Below are 12,880 nucleotides of genomic sequence, written 5' to 3' on the forward strand. Positions count from 1 at the left end.
CATCCACCTTATTGCGTATCTTGAGTAGAAAACAGACCTGTAGACAAGTAACGATCGCCACGATCACAAATAATACAAACAACCACTGCACTTGGGTCTTCTTTGGCAATCTGCAATGCCGCCCATACAGCGCCGCCTGAAGATGTCCCAGCAAAGATACCTTCAGTCTTCGCAAGTGCTCTCATCGTGACTTCTGCATTTTCTTGAGCAATATCAATCACACGGTCTATACGTTGTCGATCGAATATTGTTGGTAAATATGCTTCAGGCCAACGGCGAATACCTGCAATACTTGCACCTTCTTCAGGCTGCAATCCAATAATTTGGATATCTGGATTTTTTTCTTTTAAATACTTTGATACACCCATAATGGTTCCTGTTGTTCCCATTGAGCTTACAAAGTGAGTGACTTTACCGCCTGTTTGCTGCCAAATTTCCGGTCCTGTCGTTAAATAATGTGCTTCTACATTATCGGGATTACCAAATTGGTTTAGCACAAAACCCTGACCATCTTTTTGCATTTGCAATGCTAAGTCACGTGCACCTTCCATGCCTTGCTGTTGAGTCACCTCAATAAGCTCTGCACCATAGGCCAACATTGCATCTTTACGCTCTTGGCTCATATTGTCAGGCATAATGAGCTTCATACGATAACCACGCATTGCAGCAACCATCGCAAGTGCAATCCCTGTATTGCCACTTGTTGCTTCAATTAAGGTATCGCCTGGCTGAATATCCCCACGTTTTTCTGCCTGTATAATCATATTATATGCAGGACGATCTTTTACAGAACCTGCAGGATTATTCCCCTCAAGCTTTGCAAGCACTGTAGCTGTTTTATTTTTTGTTAAGCGTTGCAGCCTTACTAGTGGAGTCTTTCCAACATAATGATCAAGTAAGAAATCATCAGAAAAAAAGTCTGGAATATTGTCACTCATAATATTTACCTGATTTTAGGTGAGCCTATTGTATGAAAAAAATAATGATCCTGCACTCATTTCACTGTTTTTTATACAAAGAATACACGCGACCATCGTATTAAAAGCATGATAAGATTCAGCTTAAGAGGAATCGTTTATTTTTCGATAATGGCACAATCTAAAAAGAATCTATTACAACGCTTACAGCTTAACCATGCCTATGGGCAATTGGTCGCATTTATTTTTATTCCTATTTTGGTTCTTGTCATTGTTGGGACAACTTTGGTTGTCAATGAAACACGAATTGCCGCAAAAAGTCAGCAACAATATGCAGCTATTGCCATCTTGGCTCGCTATCAACACACTGCCAAAATATTAGCCTCTGCAATTAATACATCACCAACCATTCTTCCACGCGTAGAAAATATTCTACAAAATGTATTAAACGAACAATATGTTCAACGTGTGGCAATTATTAATAGTAAAAACCATATACAGGCCACAATTGGTCAGCGCCACTACCTACCCTGGCCAACAATAACAGATACAAGTCTTTTTATTGGTCCTATTGCTTACAACCATAATACCGTTTATGGCAGCAAACTTATGACGGATAAAAATGGTGTAAGCACATGGTTACTCATCGAACTTGATGACCAACCGCTAGCACTTGCCCACTATCGAATTTTGAGTGTACTTACTGCAACAGGCTTCATTACTCTGCTTTTACTGATGATGTGTCTTAATTTCTATTCTAGAAGATGGATCGCACCGCTGTATGAAATTCGCATGCAACTTCAACGTTTAAGTGCAGATAACTTAGACCAACCCATCACACTTAATAGTAGTGGTGAACTTAAACTCTTACAACGAGATATTGAAAACACATTACAGCGTTTACACAGTAGTTTCTTAGAATTAAGAGAACACACCGAACAAACTGAAGATGATTTACGCAGAACTTTAGATACATTAGAAGTTCAAAACATTACCTATAGACAGGCACGTGACCAAGCTATTTCTGCCAACCAATCCAAATCTGTATTTCTTGCTAACATTAGTCATGAGTTAAGAACACCACTCAATAGTATTGATGGTTTTATCCACCTTATGCTCAGACAAGACAGCTTAACGAACGACCAGAATATTTACTTACAAACCATCAGAAAATCTTCAGCACACCTACTTGCACTAATTAACGATGTACTCGATTTCTCAAAAATTGAGGCAGGTAAACTCGAACTAGAAACTGCACAATTTAACCTAGAAGAAACCATATTTGATGTGATGGATATGCTGTCACCTCTTGCAGCACAAAAAAATATCAATATGGCTTTTTTCTTCGCATACGATCTACCACCGTATGTGATTGGCGATACATTAAGATTTAAGCAAATTCTGACGAACCTCATCTCAAATGCAATTAAATTTACACCTGATGGTGAAATTGTTGTTCGTACACGTCTTGAAAGCAGAGATCATCAGCACTGCCAAATTTATTTTAGTGTTCAAGACAGTGGTATTGGTGTAACTGAACAAGATCAAAAGAAATTATTTGGCTCTTTTTCACAAGTCGATGCTTCAATTACACGCCAATTTGGTGGAACTGGTCTTGGACTTGCAATTTCCAAACAACTTGTTCAGATGATGCATGGGCATATTGGGTTTGAGGACAATCAATTACGTAACCCTACCGAAAAAGGCTCAACATTTTGGTTTAATGTTCAGTTTGAACTCGACCATCGCGTTGTAGAACCTCAACAAGAAGTTTTAGATCATGTTCATGTTGTATCGTTTATTTCACATAGCGCAACTGCAAACATTTTAAGACACTACTTGGAAAACTATAAAGTACAGCATTTGGAAAGCACTTCTCTTTTAGATTTATTTAGTCGACTAAACAACTTAAAAGATGATGACAATACATGGGTTATTGTTGACCATGCAGGTGATACCCCTGCTTTATTAAAAGAAATTCGTATGCGTTATCAAGGGCATTTGGCTGTATACGGCTATCAAATGTCATTAGAGCCAAATACATTAAGTCAGTTTCAGGCAACCCCATTATATCAACCATTAAGCCGCCATAGTTTATTGCAACTACTTAAAAACCAAATTCAGGTTGAAGACCAAACAACTAAATTCTTTGATGGTAAAGGACTTCATGTGCTTGCTGTAGATGACCACTTGCCGAATCTTATTGTCTTAGAAGCATTGCTTGCAGAGCTCAATGTAAAAACAACCAAAGCACTGAGTGGACAAGAAGCGATTAGACATATCCAGCAAGGTATTGAAGATAAACAACATCCTTTTGATTTGATTTTTATGGATATTCAAATGCCAGTGATGTCTGGGATTGATACAACACGTGCGATTCGTTCTTTAGAATCCACCTTAGAACATCAAAAAACCTTGCCAATTATTGCACTTACAGCACATGCGCTTTCAGATGAAAAGCAAAATCTTTTGTCTGTGGGCATGAATGATTATGTGACCAAACCAATTCAAATAGAACAGCTTATTCAAATTTTAACCACATGGACAAATAGAAAGTTTGAAAGTACACCACCGATACATGACAACCACTCTACAGATATTGATGCAGAATATTTAGATTGGGCACAAAGTGTAAAACTTGCAGCAAATAAAGAAGAGCTGGCATTCGATCTACTAAAAATGCTCATTGAAAGTTTTGATGGTGAAGTTGAAGAAATGCAGCAGCTAATTGAACTTGAAGACTTTCCTCAACTTGAACATATTTTGCATCGGCTATACGGCGCAACTCGTTATGTTGGGACACCTAAACTACAAGAAAGTACAGGCAACTTTGAACAGTTTGTTTCCAAACTTCGCAAAGAAAAACGTAGAGCAGATCAAAACTTTATTGAGGAAACACTTACTCGATTTAATGAACTAAAACATATTATTCAACATACACGTGAAGCCGCACAGAAAAAACTGCAACAGCAGCAGTAACCAAAGTAGTCCAATATCTATAGAGAAATACTGAATTTAAAGTATTTCTCTATAGCATATATTAAAAAAATAATCATATAAAATAGCTCTCTAGAAAGTTCTGTCATAGATTGTTTGAATTCCAACTACAAAACCGCTATATTACATACTGAGTAATTGTCAGGAATTATTGACTTCTATGAATTTAGAACCATCGCCCAGCGCTTCTAATTCTCAAGAAAGCGCGATGAATGCGCAAAGTGAAAATGTAACTCGCTGTTTATCAGTTGTTCATGAAGCACTTGCAGATGTAAAAGCAAAAGACATTGTAGAACTTGATGTAAGTGAAATTAGCAATGTTGCAGATGCAATTGTTATTGCTAGCGGCACATCAACACGTCATGTTAAAGCACTTGCAAACAACGTTGCAGATGAAGCACGTCAAGCAGGTTTTCGTCCAATCGGTGTCGAAGGTGAACTTGATGCTGAATGGGTATTGATTGATCTTGGTTATGTTGTAGTGCATGTTATGCTACCAACAGCACGTAAATTCTATGATCTAGAAAGTCTTTGGCGCTCTGCTCCTGAAAAAGTATTCGCATAAGATTACGAAAAAAATGCAAATAAAAAAGCGACAAATACGTCGCTTTTTTTGTTTATAGCAACATATATTTTAGAAATATATGTTGCTCTTATTTTAAATTTTTAGTGGCCTGCACCATTAATCGATTTTGTCATATCTTCAACAACTTTTTTCGCATCACCGAAAATCATCATTGTTTTTTCATCATAGAACAAATCATTGTCTAAACCTGCATAACCCGTTGCCATTGAACGCTTAATAACCATAATCGTACGGGCTTTATACGCTTCCAAAATAGGCATACCATAAATTGGAGAACCTGGGTTATCTTTTGCAGCAGGGTTTACAACATCGTTTGCACCAATTACAAGAACAACATCTGTCGCAGGGAAATCTGAGTTAATTTCATCCATCTCTAGAATATCGTCATAAGGCACGTCTGCTTCTGCAAGTAAGACGTTCATATGTCCAGGCATACGACCCGCAACAGGGTGAATTGCAAAACGTACTTTCACACCTTCTTCTTTAAGTAACATTGCAAGTTCTTTTACAGCATTTTGTGCACGACCTTGTGCCATACCATAACCCGGTACAATCACGACACTGTCTGCATTTGACATCAGGAAGCCTGCATCATCTGCCGAACCTGAACGATAGTTTCTCTCAACTTTTTCGCCTGATGCTGCTACAGCAGCAGTACTTGCCGAGCCACCAAATAGAACATTAAGAATGCTACGATTCATCGCCTTACACATAATGTACGACAAGATTGCACCCGATGAACCCACCAATGAACCCGCAACAATAAGCATATTATTTTCAAGTGTAAAACCAATTCCTGCTGCTGCCCACCCTGAAAAAGAGTTCAGAAGTGATACCACAACCGGCATATCTCCACCGCCCACAGGCGCAATCCACACCCAACCAAATGCAAGTGCAAAAGCAGTCATAAGCCAAAAAGCAGCCATATTTCCTGTTGTAAAGAAATAACCACCACAAACAATCATTACCGCAAATAAAATAGCTTGTAAGGGTTTTACCCAACCACCTGCAATTGTTTTTGCCCATTTCTTCGCAGCGAGTTTTCCATAAGCAAATAAAGATGCTGTAAAGGTAATTGCGCCGACAAAGCAACCAACAAACAACTCGAAGAAGTGTACTTTACTCATATGCGGCTGTTCTACGCCCGCATTTTGCAATGCAGATGTATTTTGCTCAAATAGTCCAACCAAGTGGTTGTTATGCAAAATTGCAGCAATTGCAATTAATACCGCAGACAAACCAACCAATGAGTGCATGAGTGCAACTGTTTCAGGCATTTGTGTCATTGGAACAGTACGTGCGCGAGTAATACCTACGACCGCACCCAATGCCATTGGAATTAAAATAAGCCATACAACCACATGATCTGCGACAAAAAATGTCGTTAACACTGCAATTGCCATAGCCACCATGCCATAACGATTCCCTTGAATCGCAGTTTTTGGGCTAGACAGTCCACGTAATGTTAAAATAAATAAAATCGCACCAACAAGATATAACCAACCAGAATATTCTCTTATCAATTCCATTGTTTATACCTCTTCTTTCTTTTTCTGTTTTGGTTTGAACATTTCAAGCATACGTGCTGTAACGGCAAAACCACCAAAAATATTAATACTTGCTAAAAAGACAGCAACTGCACCTAAAACACTCACAGCATTTACACTTTGAAAAGCAACATTTGCTTCAATCCCAAGCACTGGCAAACCAACGGTTTGTAGCATTGCACCTACAATAACAATTGAAGAAAGTGCATTAGTGACTGCCATTAAAGGTGTATGTAAAGCAGGCGTTACACCCCATACTACGTAGTAACCTACAAATACAGCCAAGACAAAAATAGTTATTGTTTCAATCATTTTCTCGCTCCTCAGCTACGCTTTAACAACAGCTCGCCATCATGACTTACGAGCAATGCTTTTTGAATTTCATCTTCTAACGTAATATTTAATTGCTTATCTTCATTAAAGAGAGTGCTTACAAAGTTAAAAACATTACGCGCATACAATGCAGATGCCTCTGTTGCAACAGTCGAAGGAATATTTGGAATCCCTAAAATTTGTACACCATTCTCTGTTACAACCGTCTCATTCACCGCAGAACCTTCAACATTACCGCCGGTTTCAACAGCCATATCTAAAATGACAGAGCCCGGTTTCATTTTTTTCACGGTTTCAGCTTTAATTAGTCTTGGTGCATTTCGCCCCGGTAACAATGCAGTGGTAATCACAATATCTGCCTGACTCACAGCTTTATCTACAATCGCAGCTTGGTCTTTTATGTATTGTTCACCCGGCATCCAGCCATAGCCATTTTTTGCAGCATCAGCAGCACGTTGTTGCTCTTCTTCAGACATTGGCACATCTAGCCACTTACCACCTAAAGACTGTACTTGTTCTTTAGCAGTTGGTCGCAAATCTGTTGCTTCAACCACTGCACCTAAACGTTTTGCCGTTGCAATTGCCTGTAAACCTGCAACTCCTACACCCATAATGACAACTTTTGCAGGTTTAACTGTACCTGCTGCTGTCATCAGCATTGGAAATAAACCCTGATAGGCATTTGCTGCCAATAAAACAGACTTATAACCTGCTAAGTTCGCTTGAGATGACAAGACATCCATATTTTGCGCACGTGATAACGTACGAGGTAGCAACTCTAAAGCAAAAGCAGAAATTTTTTGCTGTGCAAAAGCATCTAACTCAGGGTTACGAAATGGATCAAACATCGCGACAACCGCACTGCCTTGTTTAATCTTTTGAATTTCATCACCAACAGGTGCTCGCACCTTTAATATAATTTCACTGCCTTCATAAGCATTTTCGGTAATCTTTGCACCAACACTTTCATATGCTGAGTCAATATATGCCGACTTAATACCAGCACCACGCTCAATGACCACATCATGACCATTACTGATTAATTTTTTTACGGTTTCAGGCGTAGCAGCCACACGGTTTTCACCTGCTACTGTTTCAGTTGGTATTCCAATCTGCATGAGTCTTCCCCAAGCCAAGGTCATTATTAAACAATACGAAAGATGAAAGTACTTTTCGCACGATATGTCACTTTGATTCTATGTAATCGAAGGAAAAATGCTACCCATTATTTATTTAATAAATGGAGAATATTTCCAAGTTGACATTTTGATACACCCTTAAAAGCGCTAAAATATAAAGGTTTGACTTAAAAAAATAATATTTTTTATACATACTATACAATTAGCCTTTTGTCTTAGCCCATATATATTATTCCTTTTATTTTAATAACTTATAAAATATATCTATAATTAAAAATGTGTATTTTATTTTTAATACATATAAATCAAATATTTAATTTTATTTATAAAAAACAAAAATAGATTTAAGGAATAACTAAACATTGTTATTCTTCTAAATAAGTTTAAAAATACAACATCAATTATTTTTAAATAATCGAAAATAAAAAAATATTCATGTTAAAAAAGTATTTGTTTATTTCAACTTAAATAAAAGATACCTCTTATCGCTCACATTTCTTTCCAATTTTTATTCTATATTTTCTTTAGTTTTCTTAGACTCTATTTTAAATGATGATACTCAGAAATATTATTCACTTATATCAGAAATTTTGATAATTCGCATTCACCTACTCAGGTACATTCCGTACTAAAATTTATGATATCTTGCTCTCAAATTAAACTTATATATCTCATACTGTATTTATAATGCCCTCTACTCAAGATATTAGCCAAAATAGAAAACTACTTTGGCTTATGGCCATTTCCTGTGGCCTTACTGCAGGTGCAAATTATTTTTGCCAACCGCTCATACATTCCATTCAACATAGTTTTCATACATCAACAGCTCAAGCACAGTTTACTGTCACACTTGCACAAATTTCTTATGCTGTTGGCTTACTTTTTATTGTTCCTCTTGGAGATATTACCCAAAAGAGTAAGTTTATCCCTTTACTTATGGCATTTTCAGGCATAGGTTTACTACTTTCAGCCCTTTCTATAAACCTATATATGCTATGGCTTGGAACAGTACTGGCAGGTTTATTTTCTGTTGCAGCACAAGTACTTATTCCATTTTCAACCATAATGGTTCAACCAAATAAAATTGGGGAAACAGTTGGATTTTTAATAAGTGGTTTATTGATTGGTATTTTACTTTCGACCAGTCTAGCAGGCATATTATCAAACCTCTTACACTGGAAAGTCGTTTATTTTTTCAGTGCCTTTTTGATTTTTTGGTGTGCATATCAACTCAAAAAACAACTTCCTCAAACCAAAGGTACATCGCTAAATTATTTTGATGTATTTAAGTCAATGAAAGCTCTGATTACCGAGGAACATCGGCTTAGTATTCGTGGTCTTATGGGTGGCTTTTCTTTTGCATCTATGAGTATTTTATTTGCAACTATGGCTGTTTATTTATCTGCACCACCTTTCAACCTGAAAGATGCATTCATTGGTATGATAAGTCTTGTTGGTATCATCGGCGCACTATCATCACAATATGTCGGTAAGTTTGCAGATCGTGGTTATACTGTTCAGCTTACATTTATCGGTAGCATACTTCTTATTTCAAGTTGGCTTTTTTTATACCTATCTCAGCAGCATTTTATTTACTACATTATCGGTTTTGCTGTACTTAATACAGGCGTCGCGTTTACTCACTCATGTAATCAAAGCATTATTTATAAATTACGCCCAAATGCAAAGTCCCGCATCAATTCAATTTATATGACATTTTACTTTGGTGGGGCTGCATTTGGTTCAGCTATGGGAATTTTTGCATGGAATCATGGCGGTTGGATTTGGGCTTGTATTACAGGTCTTGTATTTGCGATACTCACTACATTCTTTGCTGTGATTGACTACCTTCTCGTACAGAAAAAATACTACACAATATCCTAATTTAAGTTTGTGCCCATGTCAGTACTGTTTCAATATAAGCATGTATTGCAAGCTGTGCGTCATGGGTCGTTATAGCTTCAGCAGGATGATGACTCACCCCTTTTTCACACCGAACGAACAACATGCCAACAGGCCATTGAGTGGCAATTGCAATGGCATCATGCCCTGCACCACTTGGTAAATATTTTTCTGTCGTCTGAACTTTAGAAATACCATGTGCAAAACGTTGCTGTAAGTTTTCATCACACGCAATGGCTTGAATTCGATAAAACTCATCACTTTCAAATGTGAGTCCACGTGTTGTTGCAATATGCTGTGCTTTTTCTAAAACCTTTTCTAATGCCTGATCTATAACGGCATCGTTCGGCCCTCGAATATCTAATGATAATGAGACCTGTCCTGAAATTACATTGACTGCATTAGGTTTATTTTCGATATACCCAACAGTAGCGACTAAGCTCAAATCAGCCTGTGGCACATACTCATCAATTTCAATAATCCATTTTGCTGCCGCCACCAAAGCATCTTTACGGTGTTGCATTGGTACTGTACCTGCATGTCCTGCATGTCCTTTAAACTGGCACATTAAACGGCGTGCACCATTAATTGCAGTCACTACACCCAATGCAAGATTTTCTGCCTCTAAACATGGACCTTGTTCGATATGGAGTTCAAGATATGCTGCTATATCTTCTTTTTTTCTCTGAGCCTGAGAGATTTGAAGCGGATCTAAACCAAAATCTTGCATAGCTTGCGCAATTGACACTCCATCACGGTCTTTACGTTCAAGCCAATCCTTTTCCCATTGCCCTGTCAGCGCTTTACTGCCCAAAAGTGTCACATCAAATCGTGTACCTTCTTCATCTGCAAAGCCAACAATTTCAACTGCGACAGGCAAACGGTATTGATGCTCATGTAAAAAAGCCACGACTTCAAGTGCAGTTAAAACACCTAGAATTCCATCATATTTACCTGCATTTCTTACAGTATCTAAATGCGATCCCAATAAAATTGCAGGTGCATTAGGCTCTCTACCTTCATACCTACCACACATATTTCCAACCGCATCTTGCCAAACATGCATGCCAATTTCTTGCATCCATGTAGCAACTTGCGCATTGGCTTGTTGATGCTCTTTAGACAAATAAACACGTGTCATCGCATCGGTATCACTGCTTATCTTTGCCAGTGATTCAATACGTGCCATTACCCTTTGAGCAGCGAACGCTGTATATTGTGAAGAAATCTCAATCATGAGTTTTCTCCTTTCATTGCTGAAGCATACACATTCCAAGCAGCCTGCATGGCTTCGCCTTGTTTCGTAGAAAAACCTAATTTATTCAGTACTGCTTCTAATGCAGTGAGTGTCTGTAAAACACAGTCTTTTCTCGCGTTATAGCCCATTGTACCAATACGCCAAATTTTCCCTTGCAGTGGCCCAAATGATGTTCCAATCTCAATTGAAAAATCATTCAGTAACATCTGACGAACTTCCTCACCATGAATATTTTCAGGAATTTCCACACCAAGCACATTGTTCATACGGTGCTCTAGATCACCAAATGTATTGAGCCCCATATGCTGAATCCCTGCCAATAAAGCATTGCCATGCAGTTCATGTCTTGCAATTGTTTCTGTTAAGCCTTCTTGTAAAATAATACGTGCACATTCTCTTGCACCAAACAGCATTGTGGTTGCTTCGGTATGATGGTTTAAACGCTCAGGTCCCCAATAATCCATAATCATGCCAAGGTCAAAATAATTCGAGTAAATAAACTCATCATCACCTTGTACATGAGCATCTGTACGAATCCCTTCTTCTACACACTTACGACGGCGAATCACTTCTTCAAAGCGATCATTCAATGTAATTGGGGAACTGCCTGATGGGCCTGCCAAGCACTTTTGTAAACCTGCTGAAACAGCATCAATTTTCCACTCATCTACTTTTAATTCATTTCCACCAAAAGATGCTGTTGCATCCGTATATAAAAGAACATCGTGACGACGACAGATTTCACCTAATTCTTGAAGTGGTTGTAACATCGTTGTCGATGTATCACCTTGCACCGTTAAAAGCAATTTTGGACGCACTTTAACAATTGCATCTTCAATGTGCTGAGGGTCAAAAACTTGTCCCCACGGTACTTCAATTGTATGTACCTCTGCACGGCAACGGCGTGCAATCTCACAAAGTAGTTGACCAAAACGTCCAAAGACAGGAACTAAAACACGGTCACCCGGCTGAATTGAAGAAACCAATATTGCTTCAATACCTGCACGAGATGTACCATCAACAAGCATTGTCCAACGGTTTTCAGTCTGAAATAACCCACGATATAACTGCATTACCTCATTCATATAATGTGTCATGGCAGGGTCATACTGCCCAACCAATTGCGTTGACATTGCACGCAATACACGTGGGTCTGCATTAATTGGGCCTGGCCCCATAAGTAAACGATGTGGTGGATTAATTTGTTTAAAATTATGAATATCTAAATCGTACATTTACCCGAATCCTTTTATTACAATGCAACATCATTACAAGTGAGTCATGACCAATATAAACCCTGTTTTGAAACAAAAGTTTCAATAGAATATAAAATGCAACAAATGTGCCAAATTGCTTTATTCAAGTTCATACAACTGCGCATAACATTGAGAGATTTTTTGAACTCGTTCTCTTGAATGGTTGAGAGAGGCGTGCAGAAAGGCATTACTCAACAAACTGCAAAAGCTCATTGCTGCTGTATAGCTATCAAATGCAGAGATACTGTCTAAGCTCATGTGAATATGCCAAGAGGATAACTGCATCAGTTCCGATGATTTTTCTTCAGAAATCAATAAAACAGGCACATTATTCTTTTGTAAGTATTGCAGAATATGCTTTAAATGCTGTGGTCTACGGCGAAAAGCAAATAAAATAAATACATCTTCTTTCGTTAAATCAACCAATTCCTCAGCAATAGTCTGCCCCGACTGAGGATAAAGATACACATCGCTTCTAGCTTGTAATAACTGTTGACGTAAATGTAATGCAACTGCATAACTATTACGGAAACCCGTAATTGCAATTTTTTTCGCTTTTAGTAATGCATCTAAAATATTTGAAAATTCAGGCGATGTAAGATATTGCATTAATAGCTGTAGGTTTAATTTTTCTTGCTCATAATGCCGTTGCAGCAAGCTATCCTTTGCCAGTATTTCTTTATTTTCGACAAGTGGTATACCTTGTTGCCTTAAGGTTCTTGTATGCTCACGCAATGCTTTATAACTGGTATACCCAAGACGTTTAAAGAGCCGACTAACGGTTGCTTTAGAAACCTGACTCAATCTTGCAATTTCTGCACTATTATAAGTCACTAAATCATGTATATGATCCAAAATGAAGTCAGCGACTTTCTTTTCTTGAGGAGTCAACTGTGAGTATTCTGTCTTTAACTGATCTTCTAAATTATTCATCATCTCTAAATC

10 protein-coding genes are annotated in these 12,880 nt (G+C 37.9%); 3 read left to right on the forward strand and 7 right to left on the reverse strand.

Features of this window, described 5'->3' with window-relative positions; translation table 11 throughout:
* Positions 1–8: 8 nt before the first annotated feature.
* A complete protein-coding gene (gene cysM, locus P256_RS05765) occupies positions 9–938 on the reverse strand; it encodes a cysteine synthase CysM (RefSeq protein ID WP_023272751.1) in 930 nt (309 codons plus the stop codon).
* Positions 939–1,088: 150 nt separating this feature from the next.
* Between cysM and P256_RS05770 the strand changes: the two genes are divergently transcribed.
* Both P256_RS05770 and rsfS read left to right on the forward strand, forming a co-directional pair.
* Entirely contained in the window at positions 1,089–3,896 is a 2,808-nt protein-coding gene (locus P256_RS05770; protein ID WP_023272752.1) for an ATP-binding protein, read from the forward strand.
* Positions 3,897–4,074: 178 nt separating this feature from the next.
* Positions 4,075–4,479, forward strand: a complete 405-nt coding sequence (gene rsfS, locus P256_RS05775) for a ribosome silencing factor (protein ID WP_023272753.1) — start codon at positions 4,075–4,077, stop codon at positions 4,477–4,479.
* 101 nt (positions 4,480–4,580) lie between these two features.
* On the opposite strand, the gene P256_RS05780 is transcribed toward rsfS, so the two are convergent.
* The 3 genes from P256_RS05780 to P256_RS05790 are packed head-to-tail and all read right to left on the reverse strand — an operon-like array spanning position 4,581 to position 7,498.
* On the reverse strand, positions 4,581–6,029 hold the full coding sequence (locus P256_RS05780; protein WP_023272754.1) for an NAD(P)(+) transhydrogenase (Re/Si-specific) subunit beta: 1,449 nt from the start codon (positions 6,027–6,029) through the stop codon (positions 4,581–4,583).
* A 3-nt stretch (positions 6,030–6,032) separates the two neighbouring features.
* On the reverse strand, positions 6,033–6,359 hold the full coding sequence (locus tag P256_RS05785; protein ID WP_023272755.1) for a proton-translocating transhydrogenase family protein: 327 nt from the start codon (positions 6,357–6,359) through the stop codon (positions 6,033–6,035).
* 11 nt (positions 6,360–6,370) lie between these two features.
* The gene (locus P256_RS05790; RefSeq protein ID WP_023272756.1) at positions 6,371–7,498 is read right to left on the reverse strand and encodes a Re/Si-specific NAD(P)(+) transhydrogenase subunit alpha; all 1,128 of its coding nucleotides are present in this window, start codon (positions 7,496–7,498) and stop codon (positions 6,371–6,373) included.
* Positions 7,499–8,206: 708 nt separating this feature from the next.
* Here P256_RS05790 and P256_RS05795 point away from each other — a divergent pair.
* Positions 8,207–9,403 carry an MFS transporter gene (locus P256_RS05795; RefSeq protein ID WP_023272757.1) on the forward strand — a complete coding sequence of 399 codons (1,197 nt, stop codon included), beginning with the start codon at positions 8,207–8,209 and terminating at the stop codon, positions 9,401–9,403.
* 1 nt (position 9,404) lies between these two features.
* Here the strand turns inward: P256_RS05795 and hpxK are convergent, their stop codons facing one another.
* The 3 genes from hpxK to P256_RS05810 form a co-directional block, all read right to left on the reverse strand.
* Positions 9,405–10,658, reverse strand: a complete 1,254-nt coding sequence (hpxK, locus tag P256_RS05800) for an allantoate amidohydrolase (RefSeq protein WP_023272758.1) — start codon at positions 10,656–10,658, stop codon at positions 9,405–9,407.
* A complete protein-coding gene (locus tag P256_RS05805) occupies positions 10,655–11,914 on the reverse strand; it encodes a pyridoxal-phosphate-dependent aminotransferase family protein (RefSeq protein WP_023272759.1) in 1,260 nt (419 codons plus the stop codon). The genes hpxK and P256_RS05805 overlap by 4 nt, the downstream gene beginning before the upstream one ends.
* A 120-nt stretch (positions 11,915–12,034) precedes the next feature.
* Positions 12,035–12,871, reverse strand: coding sequence for a MurR/RpiR family transcriptional regulator (locus P256_RS05810; protein WP_322783238.1), 837 nt, complete (start codon positions 12,869–12,871; stop codon positions 12,035–12,037).
* Positions 12,872–12,880 lie beyond the last annotated feature (9 nt).

The sequence above is a fragment of the Acinetobacter nectaris CIP 110549 genome (assembly GCF_000488215.1).
Taxonomy (GTDB): Bacteria; Pseudomonadota; Gammaproteobacteria; order Pseudomonadales; family Moraxellaceae; genus Acinetobacter; species Acinetobacter nectaris.

Coding starts and splice junctions, on each gene's coding strand:
- P256_RS05770 (WP_023272752.1), top strand. CDS start 1,089: ATGGCACAATCTAAAAAGAATCTATTACAACGCTTACAGCTTAACCAT.
- P256_RS05780 (WP_023272754.1), bottom strand. CDS start 6,029: ATGGAATTGATAAGAGAATATTCTGGTTGGTTATATCTTGTTGGTGCG.
- P256_RS05795 (WP_023272757.1), top strand. CDS start 8,207: ATGCCCTCTACTCAAGATATTAGCCAAAATAGAAAACTACTTTGGCTT.
- P256_RS05790 (WP_023272756.1), bottom strand. CDS start 7,498: ATGCAGATTGGAATACCAACTGAAACAGTAGCAGGTGAAAACCGTGTG.
- cysM (WP_023272751.1), bottom strand. CDS start 938: ATGAGTGACAATATTCCAGACTTTTTTTCTGATGATTTCTTACTTGAT.
- P256_RS05785 (WP_023272755.1), bottom strand. CDS start 6,359: ATGATTGAAACAATAACTATTTTTGTCTTGGCTGTATTTGTAGGTTAC.
- rsfS (WP_023272753.1), top strand. CDS start 4,075: ATGAATTTAGAACCATCGCCCAGCGCTTCTAATTCTCAAGAAAGCGCG.
- P256_RS05810 (WP_322783238.1), bottom strand. CDS start 12,871: ATGATGAATAATTTAGAAGATCAGTTAAAGACAGAATACTCACAGTTG.
- P256_RS05805 (WP_023272759.1), bottom strand. CDS start 11,914: ATGTACGATTTAGATATTCATAATTTTAAACAAATTAATCCACCACAT.
- hpxK (WP_023272758.1), bottom strand. CDS start 10,658: ATGATTGAGATTTCTTCACAATATACAGCGTTCGCTGCTCAAAGGGTA.